The following is an 18,254-nucleotide window of genomic DNA, read 5'->3' as shown; positions in this document are numbered from 1 at the left end:
CGGATGAACGCGGGCGCGCCGGGAAGGGACTCGCCCATGACCACCGACCTTCGCATCGGCGTCCTCGGATACGGGCTGCGCGGCAGCATCGCGCGCACGGCACACCGGCCCGGCCGCGGCGCGGCCGTCACCGCCGTCGCCGACCCCGATCCGCGGGCCAGGGCGGACGCCGCCGCGGCCTTCCCGGGCGCACGCACCACCCCTGATCCCGTGGCCGTGACCGAGGACCCGGACGTCGACGCCGTCCTCGTCCTGACCCCCGACCACACCCACGCCGACCTGGCCTGCCGGACGCTCCTGGCCCGCAAGCCCGCCTTCGTCGAGAAGCCGCTCGCCACCACCGTCGAAGGATGCGACGAGATCCTGCGCACCGCCCGCGCGACGGGCACCCGCCTGTACGTCGGGCACAACATGCGGCACATGCCCGTCGTACGGACGATGCGCGAGCTGATCGGGGCCGGTGCGATCGGCCGGGTCCGGACGGTCTGGATCCGGCACTTCGTCGGCTACGGCGGCGACTGGTACTTCAAGGACTGGCACGCCGAGCGGCGCCACACCACCGGTCTGCTGCTCCAGAAGGCCGCGCACGACATCGACGTACTGCACTGGCTGGCCGGCTCCTACACCGAGGACGTGCAGGCGATGGGCGACCTGATGGTCTACGGGGAGAACCCGCACCGCCGGGCCCCCGGCGAGCCCAAGACCGAGGACTGGTACACCGAGGACGGCCACTGGCCCCCGCACACCCAGCGCGGCCTCAACCCCGTCATCGACGTCGAGGACGTCTCGCTGCTCAACCTGCGCCTCGCGGGCGGGGTGCTCGCCGCCTACCAGCAGTGCCACTTCACCCCCGACTACTGGCGCAACTACACGGTCATCGGCGACGCCGGCCGCCTGGAGAACTTCGGTGACGGGCCGGGCGCCGAGGTCCGGGTCTGGAACGCCCGCCGCTCCGGATACCGGGCCGAGCCCGACGCCGTCCGCACCGTCCCCGGCGCGGACCCCGCGGGCGGGCACGGCGGCGCCGACCCGCTGCTCATCGACGAGTTCCTGCGCTTCGTACGGCACGGGGGTGCGACGGACACCTCGCCGGTCGCCGCCCGGATGGCGGTCGCGGTGGGCTGCCTGGCGACGGAGTCCCTGCGCGACGGGGGCACGCCCCGGCGGGTACCGCCGCCCGATCCGGCCCTGGCCGCGTACTTCGACCGGGGCCAGGCCGGGCCGGGAGGCCACTGAACGCCACGCCGGCCCCGGCGTTTGCCCAAGAGTTCCCCAAGGGCGGGCCCGCCTCCGCCGCCCCGGCCGCACGGGGCCTAGCTTGGGCCCGCATGAGCGTCCTTGCCGAGCATCACCGGGCCGACGGGACTCCTGGGCGGCGTCGCCTGGTACGGGGCGCCCTCACCGTGGGTCTCGGCGCCGCCCTGGCGGCGGCCGGCGGCCCCACCGGCGGCGGCTCCCGTACCGGCCTGCACGGCGCGCGGCCCCGTACGCCCGAGGCGGCGCTGCGCGAGCTGTCGGCGGGCAACGCCCGCTGGCGGACATACCACCAGCGGCATCCCGACGCCACCCGGACCGTACGGCAGGCGCTGGTCGGGGGACAGCACCCGTTCGCCGTCATCCTGGGCTGCGTGGACTCCCGCGTCCCGCCGGAGCTGGTCTTCGACCAGGGGCTCGGCGATCTGATGACGGTACGGTCGGCCGGTGAGGTGCTGGACGACGCGGTGCTCGGAAGCATCGCGTTCGGGGTCGTGGAACTGGCCATTCCGCTGGTGGTGGTCCTCGGGCACCAGTCCTGCGGGGCGGTGACCGCCGCGGTCCGCGCCGCCGAGGGGCTGGAGCAGCTGCCCGGCCACCTGCGCTACCTGGCGGAGCAGATCCGTCCGGCCGTCGACCGCTCGCTCGGCAGGGACGCGCGCGTCGACGCCGCGGTCACCCAGAACGTCCGGCTGGTCCGCTCCCGGCTGGCGGCCGAACCCGATCTCGCCGCCCGGGTCGCGGCCGGGAAGCTGGCCGTGGTCGGAGCGCGGTACGAACTCACCAGCCAGCGCGTGCACCGGATCCGCTGAGCAGCCCCCACCACCGGCCCCGTCAGACCGGGTCGGCCGGGTCGGCCTGCTCGGGGTCCGGCAGCGGCTGCTCCGACCAGATGACCTTGCCCTCCGGGGTGTACCGGGCCCCCCAGCGGCGGCTGAGCTGCGCCACCAGGAAGAGTCCGCGGCCCCCCTCGTCCGTGGTCTTGGCGTAGTGCAGCCGCGGTGAGCTGCTGCTGCCGTCGAAGACCTCGCAGGTCAGCACCCGGTCGTGCAGGAGCCGTACGCGCACCGGTTCGGAGCCGTGCCGGATCGCGTTCGTGATGAGCTCGCTCAGCACCAGCTCCGTACCGAACGTGAGCTCCGACAGGCCCCACTCCTCCAGCTTCTCCATCGCGAGGGCCCGCATGGCGGCGACCGCGCTCGGCTCGAACGGGACCTCCCACTCGGCGATGCGCTCGGCCGGCAGCGCCGACGTCCGTGCGACCAGCAGGGCCACGTCGTCGCGCGGGCGCACCGGCAGCAGCTCCGCCAGCACCTCCCGGCAGGTGTCCTCGGGGCTGCGGTCCGCGTGCGCCAGGGCCGAGCGGAGCAGGGCGAGCCCCTCGTCGATGTCGCGGGCGCGGTCCTCGATCAGCCCGTCGGTGTACAGCACCAGCTGGGTGCCCTCGCTCAGGTCCAGCTCCGCGGACTCGAACGGGAACCCGCCCAGCCCCAGCGGCGCGCCCGCGGGCAGCTCCGGGATCTCCACGGTGCCGTCCGGGCGGACGACGGCCGGCGGCATGTGGCCCGCCCGCGCCACCGTGCAGCGCTGGGTGACCGCGTCGTACACGGCGTACAGGCAGGTCGCGCCGATCAGTCCGCCCTCGGCGCCGTCGCCGCCCGCCACGCTCTGGTCGATGTACTGGACGAGATCGTCGAGGCGGGCGAGCAGCTCGTCGGGGGGCAGGTCCAGGGAGGAGAAGTTCAGTACGGCCGTACGCAGCCGGCCCATGGCCGCGGCGGCGTGCAGGCCGTGCCCGACGACATCGCCCACGACGAGGGCCACGCGGGCGCCGGGGAGGGGGATCACGTCGAACCAGTCGCCGCCCACGCCCGACTGCGCGGGCAGGTAGTAGTGGGCGACCTCCACCGCGCTCTGCTCGGGCAGATCGCGCGGCAGCAGGCTGCGCTGGAGGGTCACGGCCAGCGCGTGCTCGCGGGTGTAGCGGCGCGCGTTGTCGATGCTGACCCCGGCGCGGGCGACCAGCTCCTCCGCCAGCGACAGGTCCTCCTCGTCGAAGGGTTCCTTCTCGGAGCGCCAGAAGTTGACCAGGCCGAGGACGACGCCGCGGGCCTTGAGCGGCGCGGTGATCAGGGAGTGGACCCCGAACTCCACGATGGCCCGGGCCCGGGGCGGGTCCTGGGCGTGCCATCCCGGCGCGTCGGCCAGATCGCACACCATCTCGGCGTGGCCGCTGCTCAGCCCGCGCGCCTGGGGAGTGGAGGGCACGAAGTCGATCAGCCGGCCGCGCGGGTAGAGCGGGACGTCGTCCCGGATCCCGCTGACCCCGGTGCGCCGCAGGTCGGCTTTGACCGCGGTGGGCTCGTCGCCGAGGAGCACGGGTTCCGCCAGGTCGACGGTGACGAAGTCCGCGAAGCGCGGTACGGCGACGTCCGCGAGCTCCTGGGCCGTCCGCTCCACGTCGAGGGTGGTGCCCACGCCGACCCCCGCGTCGTACAGCAGCCTGAGCCGTTTGCGGGCCGCCTCGGCGCGGGTGCTGAGCACCTGCATCTCGGTGGAGTCCCGGATGGTGACGGCCGTGCCCTCGGGCCTGCCGCGGGGGCGGGTCGCGCGCTGGTTGACGACGAGCAGCCGGTCCCCGGCCTCGTGCACCTCGTCCGTGGTTTCCCGGCCGGACAGCAGGAGGTCGGCCATCTGCGGGTCGAGCCCCGACAGCTCACGGATGTGCTGGCCCTCGGCGTCCGGCGGGAGCCTGAGCAGACGTTTCGCCTCGTCGTTGGCGAGGAGGAGCCGGCCGCCGCCGTCGGTGATCAGCACGCCCTCGCGTACGGAGTGCAGCACCGCGTCGTGGTGTTCGTACATCCGGGTCATCTCGGCCGGCCCGAGCCCGCGGGTCTGGCGGCGCAGACGCTGGCTGATGAGTCCCGCGCCGACCGTGGCGAGGGCGAGGCCGGCCGCGGTGGTGCCGAGGATGACGGGCAGTTGCCGCTGGAACACCCCGGTGACGTTCTTCACCGTGAGGCCGGCGGACACCAGGGCCACGACCGGTCCGCCGTCCTTGTAGGGGTCGGCGAACACGGGGACCACGGCCTGGATCTCCTGGCCCAGGGGTCCCTTCACGCTCTCCGTGTAGACGTGGCCGGCCAGTGAGGGCGCGATGGTGCCCACGAACTTCTTGCCGATGCGGTCGGGGAGCGGATGGGTGTAGCGGATCCCCTGGTCGTTCATCACGACGATGAAGTCCACCCCGGCGTCCTTGCGGGTCACCTCGGTGAGCGGCTGGAGGATCTTCGAGGGATCGGGGGCCAGCAGCGCCTGGCGCAGTCCGAGCGAATGGGCGAAGGTCTGCGCGACCGCCACCGAACGCGTCCGGGCCTCCCGGTCCACGTCGTGCCGGGACTGGAGTACGAGGGCCAGGACCGCCCCGGCGGCGAGCAGCACCACGACCGCCACCTGAAGGACGAATACCTGTCGGGCGACGCTGCGCGGGCGCCTCGTGATCAGTGACCGCACCGACGTCCCCGGCACGGGTTGCAAGGATGGGTCACGAACCATTTGTAGCACTGTCGATGGTCTGCGGCCGGGAGAGCCGCGAACGCCGCGTCCGGGCGCGCCGTCAGCCGGCCCGGCGCTCGCGCCGGGTCCTGAGGACGGCGTCCACGTCGAATGCGGTGAGGCGCAGGGGCGGGCCCGGCGGCGGCCTGCGCAGGGCGGCGCGGATCTTCTCGTTGATCTCGGTCAGGATGGCCCGAGCCTGGCGCTCCGAGGGGGCCGCCTGGGCCGCCTCCAGGGCGTCCTCGGCCTCTTTGCGCAGGGCGAGGGCGGGCGGCAGGGCGGCGAATCCCTCGCGGTGCATCTTCTCCCTGATCCACCACAGCTCGTCGTACGGGGCGTCGATCGCGGCCAGGGGTTTGCCGTAGCCCGGCAGCCGCTCGAACTCGCCGCGCTCGGCGGCCTCCCTGATCTGCCGGTCCACCCAGGACTCGAAGCTGACGCCCGGTGGCTTGCGGTCGGTCACGACTGCTCCTCTCGTCCGTCCGCCCAGCCTATCGCCGGGGTGGGTGGCGCCGGCAGCGAATTTATCTTGACGTCAAGATTGATTTCCGGCAGGCTACCGCGAAGTATCTCGACATCGAGATACTTCGGCGGGGGATGCGGAGGACCCGGAATGATCCGGCGGCGCGGGACGGGGAAGCGGGGGGACCGGGGGGAGCCGGGGCCCCGGAAGGACGGGACCGGGCTGCTGGCGCAGTTGCGGCGGCCGCCCGGCGGGCGCGACGCCCGGATCATGCTCCTGGCCCAGTTCCTGGACCGCACCGGTACGGGGGTGTGGGGCGCGTCCTGCGTCCTCTTCTTCACCTTCGTCGCCGGCCTGGACGGGCGGCAGCTGGGCCTGCTGCTGGGCGCGGCGGGTGTGGCGGGCATCGCCGGCTCGCCGCTGGCCGGCCACCTGGCCGCCCGTCTCCCCGCCCGCGCGCTGCTGATCGGCTGTCATCTGCTGCGGCTCGCCTCGATCGGTGCGCTGCTCGTGACCACCCGGTTCGAGGTGCTGCTGCTCCTGGTCGCCCTCACCTCGCTCGGCGACCGGGCGGCCAAGATGCTGGAGATGCTCTTCGCCACGCGGGCGGCGGGCGAGCGGCGGGGTACGTACCAGGCGCTGTCGCGCAGCGTGGCGAACGCCGGGTACGCGGTCGGCGCGGGACTGGCCGCCATCGGACTCGCCGTGGGCACGCGCGAGGCCTACCAGGTGCTGATCCTGGGCGACGCGCTGTCGTTCGTGCTCGCCGCGGCGCTGGTGTGGCGCACCAGGGAGCAGCGGCAGGAGCCCGGGGGCGGGGAGAGGGGGACCCGGACGCCCGGGGCGGTCCGGCCGGGCGCCGCGAGCCCGTGGCGGGACCGCGGCTACCTCCGCTTCGTCCTGCTGGACGTCCCGCTCTGCCTGGACGACTCGATCCTGGGGGTCGGGCTGCCGCTGTGGCTGATCGAACACACCGACGCGCCGCACGCCGTGGTGCCGGCCTTCCTCATCATCAACACCGTGCTCGTCGTGGCCCTGCAGATGACCGTGTCGGCGCGGGTCCGCAGCACCGTCCAGGCCGCCGGGGCGGCCCGGCTGTACGGGCTGACCCTGCTCGGCTGCTGCGTGCTCCTGGCCGTCACCCCCGAACGCGGGGCCTGGGCGGCCTCGGCCGCGCTGCTGGCCGCCGCCGTACTGGCCACGGCCGCGGAGCTGCTGCGTTCGGTGAGCTCCTGGGAGCTGGCCGTCGCCCTCGCGCCCCCGGAGGCCAGGGCCTCGTACCTGGGGGTGGCGGGCATGTCCCAGTCCGTCCAGAAATCGGCCGGGCCGGTGCTGCTGACCGGCGCGGTGATGGTGGCGGGGCCGACGGGCTGGCTCCTGCTCGGGGCGGCCGTGGCGGGAGTCTCCGTCGCCCAGCGGCATTACGCGCTGCGCCGGTGGCAAGGCCTGCGGAGCGCGGAGGCCGCGGGCAGCGCCCCGGCCGGAGCCCCCACCGCGACGGGTGGGGGTCCCGCGACGGTGTCCTGACCGCGCGTTCCCCCGGGACCACCTCCACCGGATCATGGCCGCAGGGCGTTTTCCGTGTTTTATCCCCCGGCCTGGGTAGGCGGCCGACATGAGCGAGGAGACCCGCACGCTGCACCTCGGCGGGGGACCGGACGGGACCCGGGGGGCCGTCACCCGCTGCCGGGACTTCACCCGGCGCGCCCTCGCCGACTGGCACTGGACCACCCAGCCGGCGGACGGGGCGTACGGCACTCAAGGGGCCGAAGGAGCCGCCGGGTACCGCCCGTACGACGCGGACCGGTACGAGGCGGCCGAAGACGTCCTCCTCCTGGTCTCCGAGCTCGTCGGCAACGCCTGCCTGCACGCGGGCGGCGTCCGGGACCTCGTGCTGCGCCGCGGTCCCGGGCGGCTCCGGATCGAGGTCGGCGACGGGAGCCCCGAGCACCCCCGTCGCCTGTGGACCGCCGGAGCCGCCCTTCCCGGCGGCCACGGCCTGCTCATCCTGGAGCGGCTCGCCCGGAGCTGGGGCTGGGAGCCCTACGCCGACGGACGGAACGGGAAAACGGTGTGGGCGGAGGTTCCGCTGCCGCTCACGACCCCGCGGAGGTCTGCGGAGGATCCTCCAGGAGGCTCGTCCGCAGGGCGGCCAGCGTCCGGTTGAGCAGCCGCGACACGTGCATCTGGGACAGCCCCAGCCGCTCGCCGATCTCGGACTGGGTCAGGCCGTCGCCGAAGCGCAGCGACAGCAGCGTGCGCTCCCGCTCGGGCAGCTCGGCCAGGAGCGGCTTGAGCGACTCCAGGCACTCGATCGTGTCGTACGCGGCCTCCTCCGCGCCCAGCGAGGGCCGGTCGGCGTACGCGTTGTGATCGCCGTCCTCCTGCGCCGGTGCGTCCAGGGAGCGCGCGGAGTACGCGTGCGCCGCCTTCTGCCCCTCCGCGAGCTCCTCGGGCGTGACGTGCAGCCGCTCCGCCAGCTCGGCGTCCGTGGGCTCGCGCCCCAGGTCCTGCTCCAGCGCGTCGTGCGCCTTGGCGGAGTCGATCCGAAGTTCCTGGAGCCGTCTGGGCACCTTCACGGCCCAGCTGGTGTCGCGGAAGAAGCGCTTGATCTCGCCCACGATGGTGGGCATGGCGAAGGTGGTGAACTCCACCCCGCGCCCCGGGTCGAACCGGTTGATCGCCTTGATCAGGCCGATCGTCCCGACCTGGACGATGTCCTCCATCGGCTCGCTGCGGCCGCGGAAGCGGCGGGCGGCGTACTTGACCAGGCTCAGGTTGAGCTCGACGAGCGTGTTGCGCACGTAGGAGTACGCCGCGGTCCCCTCGTCGAGGCTGCGCAGGCGGCGGAACAGGGCCCCCGACAGCGTCCGGGCCTCGCCTGTGCTCACGCTCAGCGTGTCCTGCGGAATGCTTTCGGTGACGTCCGTGTACGGCATCTCTCGGCTCCTCCGACGGGTGGTCGCGCCGCGGGCTCGCGGCACGGCCGTCTCGTGAGCTGTCCTCCCATGGGTATACCCGCTCCCGCCCGGCTGAAGCCGCTCGATCGCAGAAGCGCAGCTCAGAGCCTTGCCTGCGGAGCGCGCAACGACTGGCGGACCGCCCACACGACCGAGACCAGCGGTACGGCGACCACCGCCCCCAGCACACCCGCGGCAACCGCTCCCGCGACGACCGACAGCGCCACCACCACCGGGTGCAGCCGCACCGCCCAGCTCATCAGCAGCGGGTGCAGCACATGCCCCTCGATCTGCCCGATGATCACGATCAGGGCGACCACGAGCGCGGCGACCAGCGGCCCCTTGGCCGCCAGCGCGACGACCACGGCCACCGCGAGGGCGACGGGGGAGCCGATCAGCGGGATGAACGCGGCGAAGAACTCCAGCAGCGCGAGCGGCACCGCCAGCGGGACGCCCAAGGCGAACAGCGCCAACCCGACCAGGATGGCGTTGGTCACCGCGACCAGCACGATCCCGTGGGTGTACCCGGTGAACGTCCGCCACGCGGCCCGCCCCGCGACCGAGATGCGCTGCTGGGCCCCCGTCGGGAACTGGGCGCACACCCAGCGCCACTGCCGGTCACCGGAGTAGATGAAGAACACCGAGCAGAACAGCGACAGCGCCACCACCGTGAGGGCCTCGACCAGGCGCCCCGCACCACTCACGGCCGTGCTGAGCAGGCTCGCGCGGTGACTGGAGAGGTAGGCGCCGATCCGGTCCCGCAGGTCGGTCAGCGCGTGCGGGCTCAGCCGCAGCGGCGGCCGCTCCAGCAAGGGCTCCAGCCGGTCCAGCCCCATGCGGAACTCGGACACCAGCGAGTTCCACTCCGCCGCGATGGTCTCCCCGACGAACGCGAGCGCGCCCAGCGCGAGCACGATGCTGCCCAGCAGCGAACAGGCCACCGCGAGGGAGCGCGGGATCCACCGGTCCAGCAGATCGGTCACCGGCCGCAGCAGCGCGCACGCGACCAGACCCAGGAAGACGGCGACACCGATCTGGTGGAAGCGCCCCAGCACCATGAACACCGTGTACACGACCGCGCCGATCACCAGCAGCCGCCAGCAGTACGCCGCCGCCGTCCGCAGCAGGGGGGACACGGACGCGTACGACCCCTCCACCGGCCGTCCGCCCGGGCGCCGGCCCAGCGCCCGGGCGCGCCGGACGGCCACCCGGGAGCGCGAGGCCCGCGGACGTGCCCCGTCCGGGCCGGATGCCGGCCGGCCTGCGGATCGCCTGGTCATGTACCGCCTCTGCCCGATGGCCCGATGGGTGCATTTCCCTGTGAACTGCCACGCTGGAATCGACACCCCACGCACCCGGAGGCAGATTCGCCCGAAGGAACCGCCGAATGCCCCGCGCCCGAGCGGTTCCGCCGGCCGCTGCATGAGGCGGCTCCGGGCCGGGCATACGCAGGGCCCGCGGACCGCCGACGCACCGCGCCGGGGACGGCGGGGGCCTTCAGAACTCTAGGCAGGAGTCCCACACGACATGATCACGGTCGGGGTTGAGGAGGAGTACGTCCTGCTGGACCCGGTCACCCATCTGCCCGTATCGCGGGCGGAGGAGGTGCGGGCAGCGGCCGGCCTCGGGCCGTTCGTGGACGCCGGCGAGGTGCAGAACGAGCTGCTCCAGGCCCAGATCGAGGTCGCCACACCCGTCTGTACGGACCTGGACGAGGTTGCCGGCCACCTGCTGCGGCTGCGGCACGCGGTCGGCTCCGCCGCCGAGGAGTACGGCTGCCTCCTGGCCACCTCCGCCACGGCGCCGCTGCGGGACGCCGTACCGCCCCCGATCACCCAGAACCTGCGGTACCTCAAAATGCGGGAGGAAGCGGGCCAGCTGGTCGACGAGCAGCTGATCAACGGCATGCACGTGCACATCGGCGTACCCGACCGGGAGATGGGCGTCGCCGTCCTCAACCGGCTGCGCGTCTGGCTGCCGACCCTGCTGGCCATGTCGGCGAACTCGCCCCTGTGGGACGGGCGCGACACCGGCTTCGCCAGCTGGCGCACGATCGTCTTCGGCCGCTGGCCGGTCAGCGGCCCCACGCCGTGCTTCCGTACGCTCGCCGACTACGAGGCGCGCATCGCGGCGCTCCTGGAGGCGGGGGTGATCGCCGACCGCGGCCAGCTCTACTGGCAGGCCAGACTGTCCGACCGCTATCCCACCCTGGAGGTGCGCTGCCTCGACGTACAGCTGGACGCCACCGACGCCGTGCTGCTCACCGGGATCATCCGCGCCCTGGTCAGCACCGCCATCGCCGAGGAGAAGGCGGGGGCCCCGCCCGTCGAGTGCACGCCGGAGCTGCTGCACGGGGCCATGTGGCACGCGGCCCGGCACGGCCTGGACGGCGCCCTGGTGGACCCGCAGGGCCGCCGGCGCAGCGCCGGTGACGTGCTGTGGCTGCTGATGAAGCACATCACCCCCGCCCTGGAGGAGGCCGGCGACCAGCGCGAGGTGGGCGCCCTGCTGCACCGGCTCCTCCAGGAGGGCACGCCCGCGGACCGGCAGCGCCGGGCCCTCGCGGAGGGCGGCATGCAGGCCCTCACCGATCTGATCACCGGGCAGGGCGCGGGGAGCGGCCGCTGAGCGGACCAGGACGGCGCGCGGACCGGCGCGCGGGCCGACGGCCCCGAGGGCACGATGGGCTGGACGAGGGACGGAGGACGTGCGGTGGAGATTTCTACGAGGGAGGTCTTCGGGGCGCCGTGCTGGGTCTCCCTGATGGCCCGCGACCTCCAGGGAACCCAGCAGTTCTACGGCGCGGTCCTCGGCTGGAAGTTCCGGCCCGCCCGGCTGGGTGACGGCTGGACCGTAGCCAAGCTGGACGGGGTGCCGGTGGCCGGGATCGGCACGCTGACCTCCGATCTGCCGGTCGCCGCCGCGTGGACCCCGTACTTCGCCGTCGACGACGCCGACGAGGCCGCGGACCGGATCCGCGAACGCAGCGGAACCGTCGCGGTCGGCCCGGTCTCCTTCCCCTCCGGCGGCCGCGGCGCCCTGGTCGCCGACCGGGACGGCGCGGTCTTCGGGATCTGGGCCGGTGGGGTGTCCGCCGACTGGCGGGTGGGCCACGGCCCGGCGCCGGCCTGGCTGGAACTGCGAACCAGGGACGCCTTCGAGTCGGCGATCTTCTACGGCGAGGTGCTGGAGTGGGCCACCGGCCGCGCCGGATGCTGCGAGGTCTCGTACGAGGACGACCAGGTCGTCCTGCGGCAGGGGGGCGAGCCCGTGGCCCGCCTGAACGGCGGGATCACCGAGGCGGCGGCGCACGCTCCGGAGACCAGGCCGCGCTGGCACGTCTACTTCCGCGTCCCGGACCTCGACGAGGCCATCGAGGCCGCCGCCGCCTCGGGCGGGACCACCCTGTCGACCATCATGTCGAGCGCCACCGACCGCTGGGTCAACCTCCGCGACCCCGAGGGCGCGATGTTCACCCTCACCACGGCCCGCGCGGAGCCCGGGGCCTGAGCGCGTCGCCGGATCAGACCTGGGCGGCGCCGCCGTCCACGAACAGTTCGATGCCCGTGACGTAGCTGCTCTCCTCCGAGGCGAGGAACAGCGCCGCCGCGGCCACCTCCTCGGGACGGCCCGTCCGGCCCATCGGCACCCCGGAGGTGACCTCCTCCAGGATCGCGGCGGGCGCCCGGGACAGCGCGGGGGTGTCGATCGGACCCGGGCTGAGCGCGTTCACCCGGATCCCGCGCCCCGCCAGCTCCAGCGCCATGCTCCGCGCCATCGACCGTACGGCCGCCTTCGTGGCGCCGTAGACCCCGAACCGGGTGGACCCCGAGGAGCCGGCGGTCGAGCCGACCAGGATGACCGAGCCGCGCTCCGCGAACAGCGGCAGCGCCCGCTGCACCGTGAAGAAGGTCGCGCGGAAGTTCAGGTCCGAGACGAGGTCGAACTGCTCCTCGGTGAACTCGGCGACCCCGCCCGCCTTCCCGCCGCCCGCGTTGGTCACGAGGACGTCGATCGGCCTGCCTTCGGCCTCGACCGCCGCGTACAGCCGCTCCAGGTCCGCCGAGCGGGTGACATCGCCCGGCACCCCCACCGCACCGCTCCCCAAGGCGTCCACCGCGGCGGCCAGTTCGGCCTCGCGGCGCCCCGTGACGAACACCCGGGCGCCCTCCCGCACGAACCGGTGCGCCGTCGCCAGACCGATGCCGGCCGACCCGCCCGTGATCACCGCGACCTTGCCGTCGAGCTGTCCCATGAGCGCAGAGGGTCGGGCAGCGCCCCGGGGAAGTCAAGGCACGGGCGCCGGGCACACGGTGTGGGCCGGGTGGCCCACCGCGCTCGCGTGCCGCGGCGCGGCGGTGTCCGCTGGCAGGGTGAAGCAGGCGTTCCCCCTGCCCGGCCGCCGGTGGTGGACGGGGCTCCCCCCGGCCGCGGGCGCCGCCGTGATGGCCCCCGGCATCCTCTCCGTCGGCCTGTACCTGACCGGCTTCGACGTGCTGTCGCTGGCCGCCCTGCTCTTCGCGACCGGGCTGTGGCTGGTCCTCGCCGCCGATTTCACCACCCGGCTCGTGAGCGACCGGGGCCGCTTCGAGGCCGAGGCCGACACCCCGGCCGCCCTGACGGCCGTCGCCGCGACGACCGTGCTCGGCACCCGCATCTCCCAGCTGGGGTGGCAGGGCTTGGCCGTCGCGTTGCTCGTGCTGGCCGCCGTGCTCTGGCCCGGACTGCTGATCGCCGTCGTCCGGCACTGGAAACGGCGGATGCCCGGCGCCGCGTTCCTCGTCTGCGTGGCCACCCAGGGGCTCGCCGTCCTGGCGGCGACCCTCGCCGCCGCCCTCCACCACGACCGGCTCGCCCGGGCGGCGCTGGGCGCCTTCTGCCTGGGCCTGCTGCTGTACGCGGTCGCCCTCGTACGTTTCGACTTCCGCGAGGTGCTGCGGGGTGCGGGGGACCACTGGGTGGCCGGCGGTGCGCTGGCCATCTCGGCGCTGGCCGCGTCGAAGCTCACGGCGTCACCCGTATGGACCGGTTCGGCGCACACCGCGCTGCGTACCGCCACGCTGGTGACGCTCGCCCTGTCCCTCTGCTGGTACGTGCTCCTGCTCTGCGCCGAACTGCGCAGGTGGCGGCCGCACTACGACATCCGGCGCTGGGCGACCGTCTTCCCCCTCGGGATGACGGCCACCGCCTGCCTCTCGGCGGCCGGCCCCACCGGGGTCGGATGGCTGCGGCCGCTGGGCGAGGTGCTGCTGTGGATCGCGGTGGGCGCCTGGTTGCTGACCTTCGCGGCATTCGTGGCCACCACTTCGGGCAGGAGCTCCGTCACCCCCTGACGGGCCGGTGAGGAGCCGCGCGCGGCGCCGGCCCCACGACGCGGTCCGCGGCACCTGACGAAGTACACCCGGCATCCTGCGCCCGCCCGCTCAGGTCATTGCAGGGTGGCCGCGCGAGCCTGCACCGTTGCGGACATCAGTCAAGGAGCCCTGAGCAGAACCGTGAGGACCCCACCGAGGAGTGCGACCGGTCGCGTCGAACGGAGCGGGCCGGACCGCTGCGCCGCGGACCACGCCCGCGCCCCGGCCGTGGGACGCGCCCCCTCGGCGGCGGCGACCGGCTCAGGGCCCGCAGCGTCGGGGCGCTGCCCGGCGGGTACCCGGCGGCGGACCTGACGATCGGAGCGGACCCCTCCACCGCGTCGTGCGCCGGGACGCCGGCAGCACCGGCACGCCGTACGCCGCCGGCCGGGAAACGCGCCGGGGAAGAGCGGGACGGGAGCCCCGTCCGCCGCCCCGCGCGCCCGGCGCCGCCGGGTCCGCCCGCCCCCGCGGCCACCGGCTCGCCGCCGCTCCGCCCTCCCCGGCACACCCCTGCGGCCCTTCCCCACCACACGACAACACAAGGGATGTGAACCACAGATGGCGAACATACTCATCGCCGGCGGAGGCATCGGCGGACTCGCCGCGGCGCTCGGCCTCGCGGGCCGCGGCCACCGGGTGACCGTTCTGGAGCGCAGGGAGACGTTCACCGAACTCGGCGCGGGCATCCAGCTCGGCCCCAACGCCTTCCACGCGCTCGACCTGCTCGGCGTGGGCGCGCAGGTCCGCGACCGGGCGGTCTACATCGAAGAACTGCGGCTCATGGACGGCACCACGGACGAGACGATCGCCTCGATGCCGCTGACCGGCCACTACCGCGCGCGCTTCGGGAACCCGTACGCGGTCGTCCAGCGCTCCGACGTGTACCAGCCGCTGCTCGAAGCCTGTCGCAGCCATCCGCTGATCGAACTGCGCGGCGGGAGACCGGTGGTGGCGTACGAGCAGCGCGGCCAGGGCTCGGGTGAGGTGGTCGCCGTCCTCGGCGACGGCGAGCGGCTCAGCGGCGCGGCACTGATCGGAGCCGACGGGATTCGCTCGGAGATCCGGCGCCAACTGGTCGGTGACGGGGACCCGAGGGTCTCCGGGCACACGATCTACCGCTCGGTGGTCCCGGTGGAGCAGGTCCCCGAAGAGCTGCGCTGGAACACCGTGACCCTGTGGGCGGGCCCCAAATGGCACTTCGTCCACTATCCGATCGGCGGCGGCGCGCTGCTGAACCTGGCCGCGACCCGGGACAACGGCGCGCGCGAGGCCGTCGTCGGGCAGCCGGCCGGCCGCGACCACGTGCTGGAGGAGTTCCCGGAGCTGGGCGCGACGCCCCGGCGGCTGCTGGAGCTCGGCCGGGACTGGAAGAAGTGGGTGCTGTGCGACCGGGATCCGGTCGAGGCGTGGACCGACGGGCGGGTGGCGCTGCTGGGCGACGCGGCGCACCCGATGCTGCAGTACGCGGCCCAGGGCGCCTGTCAGGCGCTGGAGGACGCGGTGGTCCTCGCCGAGTCGCTCGACTGCTGCGAGGACGCCGTCGTGCAGCGGCTGGAGAAGTACGGCGCGGCCCGCCGGGAGCGTACGGCCCGCACCCAGCTGGTCGCCCGTGAGATCGGCCGCCGGCTGTACCACCCGGTGGGCGCCGCGGCGCGCGAGCGCAACACGATGCTGAGGGGTCTGTCCGCCGACGACATGTACGACAAGGTCGCCTGGCTCCACGGGGCGGACCTCGGCTGAGCGGACACGGCACGAAGGCGCCCCCCGGTCCAGGACCGGGGGCCGCCTTTGTGGACGCGCCGCCGGCGCCCCGAGCGGTTCACCCGCGCCGGCGCACCAGCGCCCACACCGCGCCCGCGAGGAGCGATCCGGCGACGGGGGCGAGCAGGTAGACCCAGAGCAGGCCGGTCGTACCGGAGACCAGGGCCGGCCCGAGCTGCCGGGCCGGGTTCCCGCCACCGCCGGACAGCGGCCCGAGGAAGACGATGACGGCGGCGACGCAGCCGCCGATGACGGGCGGCAGCCGGCGCAGCAGCGCCGGGCGGGTCCCGAACCAGGCCACCACCAGCATGATCACGGCCATGGACCCGGCCTCGGCCAGGAACACCTCCCCGGCGCCCCAGCCCGGCCCGGGGGCCAGCGCGGCGTCACCGACCGCGGCGGCCGCGTCGCCCCACACGAGCCGCGCCAGCGTGACCCCGCAGACGGAGCCCGCCAGCTGCGCCACGACGAAAGGGAGCACCGCCTTGCCGGGGAATACGCGCAGCAGCCACAGCCCGATGCTGACCGCGGGATTGAGATGGCCGGCGGTCTCCCGGCGCATGGAAGGGCCCAGGACGGCGGTGACGACGGAGCCGACCAGCAGCCCCATCACCACCAGCCGGCTCTGCGGTGTCGCCAGCAGCTCCGCGAACGGAGAGCCGGGTCCGGCCATCCAGCGGGCGGCGGTGACCACCGTGAACAGCATGGCGGTGGTGAGAGCGAACTCGAAGCACGCGGTCACCGCGAGGGGAGGCGGGCGCCTGTGCGCGCGTACGGAATGCCTTGCGGCAGCGGACTCGGTGTCGGGAGACGTCTGTGTCACTCCATGGAATGTGCGTCCGCACACGGGCCGCGGCAATGGGCGGGGGAGCCCCGTGTCAGGTCGGCGGGACCGGCGGCCCCGTGCGCGGCACCTGACGAACTGACCCGGCACCGGTGGACGGGGGACTCCGGCCGCTCGACACTCTGCGGAGTCGATCGAGGCCACCCCGTGCACCCGGTCCCCCGGTCACCTGCTCATCCCCCTTCATCGAGAGGAACCGATCACCTATGTGCGGCCTTGCCGGATGGGTCAGCTACCAGCGCGATCTGACGGCGCACACGGACATCGCGTCGGCCATGACGTGCACCATGGAGTGCCGCGGCCCGGATGCGGGTGGGCTGTGGACCTCGCCCCGCGCGATCCTCGGCCACCGCCGCCTGGCGATCATCGACCTGGAGGGCGGCCGGCAGCCCATGGCCGCCGCCGAGGACGACGCCGCGCAGCCGGTCATCACGTACACCGGCGAGGTCTACAACTTCCGGGAGCTGCGCAAGGAACTGCGCGCACTCGGCCACGCGTTCCGCACGTCCAGCGACACCGAGGTCGTCCTGCGCTCCTACCTGGAGTGGGGCGCCGGCTTCGCGGAGCGCCTCAACGGCATCTACGCCTTCGCGATCTGGGACCCGCGCACCGAGGAACTCCTCCTCGTCCGCGACCGGATGGGCGTCAAGCCGCTCTACTACTACCCGACCCCCGACGGCGTGCTCTTCGGCTCCGAGCCGAAGGCGATCCTGGCCCACCCCGACGCCGAGGCCGTGGTCGACGCCGAGGGGCTGAAGGAGATCTTCAGCATCGTCAAGACGCCCGGGCACGGGGTCTTCCGCGGAATGTACGAGGTCGTCCCCGCCACGACCGTGCGCTTCACCCGCGAGGGGCGCAGCACCGAGAAGTACTGGGAGCTCAAGGCCGCGCCGCACACCGACGACCTCGACACGACGATCGCCCACGTCCGCGATCTGCTCGAAGACATCGTGGAGCGCCAGCTCGTCGCCGACGTCACCGTCGGCACGCTGCTCTCCGGAGGCCTCGACTCCAGCGCCGTGACCGCGCTCGCCGCCAAGGCCCTCGCCAAACAGGGTGTCGAACAGCCCCTGCGCGCCTTCTCCGTGGACTTCACCGGCCACGACAACCGCTTCGAGACCAACATGCAGTGGGCCGACCCGGACACCCCGTTCGCGGTCGAGGTCGCCGAGCGCGTCGGCGCCGAGCACATCATCGTCGAGCTCGACAACGAGGACATCCTCGACCCCGAGGTGCGCGCCACCGTGCTGCGCGCCCAGGACCTGCCGGTCTCCACGGGCGACATGGAGTTCTCGCTGCTCATCCTGTGCCGTGCGCTGAAGGAGCGGATGACCGTCGCGCTCTCCGGCGAGGCGGCGGACGAACTCTTCGGCGGCTACACCTGGTTCCACGACAAGGAAGCCGTCGAACTGGACAGCTTCCCCTGGCACCACCCCTTCGAGAAGCTCGGCGGCATCGGCGCGCTGCGCGACGTCGGACTGTGGGACCGGCTCGGGCTCACCGAGTACGTGAAGGACCGCTACACCCAGGCCTTGGAGGAAGTGCCCCGGCTGGAGGGGGAGAGCGGCTTCGAGGAGCGGATGCGGGAGCGGACGTACCTCAACCTCACCCGCTGGGAGAACTTCCTGCTGGACCGCAAGGACCGCATGAGCATGGCGGCCAGCCTGGAGGTGCGCGTTCCCTTCACCGACCACCGCCTCGTCGAGTACGTCTACAACACCCCGTGGGCGATGAAGAGCTTCGACGGCCGGGAGAAGAGCCTGCTGCGCGCGGCGATGCGCGGCGTCCTGCCCGACGGGGTGCTCGACCGCAAGAAGAACCCGTACCCCTCCACGCAGGACCGCAAGTACGAGATCGCCCTGCGCGAGAAGGTCGAGGCCATCCTCGTCGCGGGCGCCCCCGTGTTCCAGCTGGTCTCGGAGGCGGACGTCCGCAAGCTGCTCGACCGGCCGGTCGGCTCCTACGCCGTCGGCGGCCCCTGGAGCGCACGCGCCGTGCTGGAGCGGCTCATCGAGTTCAACACCTGGGTCACCGAGTACGACGTCCGAGTCGAGCTCTGA

15 protein-coding genes are annotated in these 18,254 nt (G+C 73.7%); 9 read left to right on the top strand and 6 right to left on the bottom strand.

Annotated elements, in window-relative coordinates; translation table 11 throughout:
• Nucleotides 1–36: 36 nt before the first annotated feature.
• Nucleotides 37–1,236: a Gfo/Idh/MocA family protein gene (locus CP980_RS04375; RefSeq protein WP_150492681.1), complete on the top strand. Its 1,200-nt coding sequence runs from the start codon at nucleotides 37–39 to the stop codon at nucleotides 1,234–1,236.
• Nucleotides 1,237–1,328: 92 nt separating this feature from the next.
• Complete coding sequence (locus tag CP980_RS04370; RefSeq protein WP_132754166.1) at nucleotides 1,329–2,066, top strand: carbonic anhydrase; 738 nt, start codon at nucleotides 1,329–1,331, stop codon at nucleotides 2,064–2,066.
• Nucleotides 2,067–2,088: 22 nt separating this feature from the next.
• Here CP980_RS04370 and CP980_RS04365 read toward each other — a convergent pair whose 3' ends face one another.
• Together CP980_RS04365 and CP980_RS04360 are read right to left on the bottom strand one after the other, a co-directional pair.
• Nucleotides 2,089–4,809, bottom strand: a complete 2,721-nt coding sequence (locus CP980_RS04365) for a SpoIIE family protein phosphatase (RefSeq protein WP_132754164.1) — start codon at nucleotides 4,807–4,809, stop codon at nucleotides 2,089–2,091.
• Nucleotides 4,810–4,870: 61 nt separating this feature from the next.
• A complete protein-coding gene (locus CP980_RS04360) occupies nucleotides 4,871–5,272 on the bottom strand; it encodes a DnaJ family domain-containing protein (RefSeq protein WP_150492680.1) in 402 nt (133 codons plus the stop codon).
• Nucleotides 5,273–5,422: 150 nt separating this feature from the next.
• Here CP980_RS04360 and CP980_RS04355 point away from each other — a divergent pair, with 150 nt between their 5' ends.
• Together CP980_RS04355 and CP980_RS04350 are read left to right on the top strand one after the other, a co-directional pair.
• Nucleotides 5,423–6,799 carry an MFS transporter gene (locus CP980_RS04355; protein WP_150492679.1) on the top strand — a complete coding sequence of 459 codons (1,377 nt, stop codon included), beginning with the start codon at nucleotides 5,423–5,425 and terminating at the stop codon, nucleotides 6,797–6,799.
• Between the two features lie 88 nt (nucleotides 6,800–6,887).
• On the top strand, nucleotides 6,888–7,439 hold the full coding sequence (locus CP980_RS04350) for an ATP-binding protein (protein WP_229906855.1): 552 nt from the start codon (nucleotides 6,888–6,890) through the stop codon (nucleotides 7,437–7,439).
• Here the strand turns inward: CP980_RS04350 and CP980_RS04345 are convergent.
• Nucleotides 7,369–8,211 (bottom strand): RNA polymerase sigma factor SigF, encoded by an 843-nt coding sequence (locus CP980_RS04345; protein WP_150492678.1) that lies wholly within the window; start codon nucleotides 8,209–8,211, stop codon nucleotides 7,369–7,371. The genes CP980_RS04350 and CP980_RS04345 overlap by 71 nt on opposite strands.
• Before the next feature lie 122 nt (nucleotides 8,212–8,333).
• A complete protein-coding gene (locus CP980_RS04340) occupies nucleotides 8,334–9,512 on the bottom strand; it encodes an AI-2E family transporter (protein ID WP_132754157.1) in 1,179 nt (392 codons plus the stop codon).
• 247 nt (nucleotides 9,513–9,759) lie between these two features.
• On the opposite strand from CP980_RS04340, the gene CP980_RS04335 reads away from it, so the two are divergent.
• Both CP980_RS04335 and CP980_RS04330 read left to right on the top strand, forming a co-directional pair.
• On the top strand, nucleotides 9,760–10,860 hold the full coding sequence (locus CP980_RS04335) for a carboxylate-amine ligase (RefSeq protein ID WP_132754155.1): 1,101 nt from the start codon (nucleotides 9,760–9,762) through the stop codon (nucleotides 10,858–10,860).
• A 135-nt stretch (nucleotides 10,861–10,995) separates the two neighbouring features.
• Nucleotides 10,996–11,742, top strand: a complete 747-nt coding sequence (locus CP980_RS04330) for a VOC family protein (protein ID WP_150530120.1) — start codon at nucleotides 10,996–10,998, stop codon at nucleotides 11,740–11,742.
• 13 nt (nucleotides 11,743–11,755) lie between these two features.
• On the opposite strand, the gene CP980_RS04325 is transcribed toward CP980_RS04330, so the two are convergent.
• Nucleotides 11,756–12,487 (bottom strand): SDR family NAD(P)-dependent oxidoreductase, encoded by a 732-nt coding sequence (locus tag CP980_RS04325; protein ID WP_132754153.1) that lies wholly within the window; start codon nucleotides 12,485–12,487, stop codon nucleotides 11,756–11,758.
• 118 nt (nucleotides 12,488–12,605) lie between these two features.
• On the opposite strand from CP980_RS04325, the gene CP980_RS04320 reads away from it, so the two are divergent.
• A complete protein-coding gene (locus CP980_RS04320; RefSeq protein WP_268257403.1) occupies nucleotides 12,606–13,565 on the top strand; it encodes a tellurite resistance/C4-dicarboxylate transporter family protein in 960 nt (319 codons plus the stop codon).
• Nucleotides 13,566–14,147: 582 nt separating this feature from the next.
• Complete coding sequence (locus CP980_RS04315; protein WP_150492676.1) at nucleotides 14,148–15,329, top strand: 3-hydroxybenzoate 6-monooxygenase; 1,182 nt, start codon at nucleotides 14,148–14,150, stop codon at nucleotides 15,327–15,329.
• A gap of 79 nt (nucleotides 15,330–15,408) precedes the next feature.
• Here the strand turns inward: CP980_RS04315 and CP980_RS04310 are convergent, their stop codons facing one another.
• Complete coding sequence (locus tag CP980_RS04310; RefSeq protein ID WP_150492675.1) at nucleotides 15,409–16,092, bottom strand: MIP/aquaporin family protein; 684 nt, start codon at nucleotides 16,090–16,092, stop codon at nucleotides 15,409–15,411.
• A 308-nt stretch (nucleotides 16,093–16,400) separates the two neighbouring features.
• Between CP980_RS04310 and asnB the strand changes: the two genes are divergently transcribed.
• Complete coding sequence (gene asnB, locus CP980_RS04305; RefSeq protein WP_150492674.1) at nucleotides 16,401–18,254, top strand: asparagine synthase (glutamine-hydrolyzing); 1,854 nt, start codon at nucleotides 16,401–16,403, stop codon at nucleotides 18,252–18,254.

Source organism: Streptomyces vinaceus (assembly GCF_008704935.1).
GTDB classification, from domain to species: Bacteria; Actinomycetota; Actinomycetes; order Streptomycetales; family Streptomycetaceae; genus Streptomyces; species Streptomyces vinaceus.
The sequence above is the reverse complement of the archived record's forward strand: the minus strand, read 5'-3'. Positions and strand labels throughout refer to the sequence as shown.

What these genes read in the sequence shown, in the direction of transcription:
- CP980_RS04315 (WP_150492676.1), top strand. Translation starts at nt 14,148, where the DNA reads ATGGCGAACATACTCATCGCCGGCGGAGGCATCGGCGGACTCGCCGCG.
- CP980_RS04350 (WP_229906855.1), top strand. Translation starts at nt 6,888, where the DNA reads ATGAGCGAGGAGACCCGCACGCTGCACCTCGGCGGGGGACCGGACGGG.
- CP980_RS04355 (WP_150492679.1), top strand. Translation starts at nt 5,423, where the DNA reads ATGATCCGGCGGCGCGGGACGGGGAAGCGGGGGGACCGGGGGGAGCCG.
- CP980_RS04330 (WP_150530120.1), top strand. Translation starts at nt 10,996, where the DNA reads ATGGCCCGCGACCTCCAGGGAACCCAGCAGTTCTACGGCGCGGTCCTC.
- CP980_RS04325 (WP_132754153.1), bottom strand. Translation starts at nt 12,487, where the DNA reads ATGGGACAGCTCGACGGCAAGGTCGCGGTGATCACGGGCGGGTCGGCC.
- CP980_RS04335 (WP_132754155.1), top strand. Translation starts at nt 9,760, where the DNA reads ATGATCACGGTCGGGGTTGAGGAGGAGTACGTCCTGCTGGACCCGGTC.
- CP980_RS04375 (WP_150492681.1), top strand. Translation starts at nt 37, where the DNA reads ATGACCACCGACCTTCGCATCGGCGTCCTCGGATACGGGCTGCGCGGC.
- CP980_RS04365 (WP_132754164.1), bottom strand. Translation starts at nt 4,809, where the DNA reads ATGGTTCGTGACCCATCCTTGCAACCCGTGCCGGGGACGTCGGTGCGG.
- CP980_RS04370 (WP_132754166.1), top strand. Translation starts at nt 1,329, where the DNA reads ATGAGCGTCCTTGCCGAGCATCACCGGGCCGACGGGACTCCTGGGCGG.
- CP980_RS04345 (WP_150492678.1), bottom strand. Translation starts at nt 8,211, where the DNA reads ATGCCGTACACGGACGTCACCGAAAGCATTCCGCAGGACACGCTGAGC.
- CP980_RS04340 (WP_132754157.1), bottom strand. Translation starts at nt 9,512, where the DNA reads ATGACCAGGCGATCCGCAGGCCGGCCGGCATCCGGCCCGGACGGGGCA.
- asnB (WP_150492674.1), top strand. Translation starts at nt 16,401, where the DNA reads ATGTGCGGCCTTGCCGGATGGGTCAGCTACCAGCGCGATCTGACGGCG.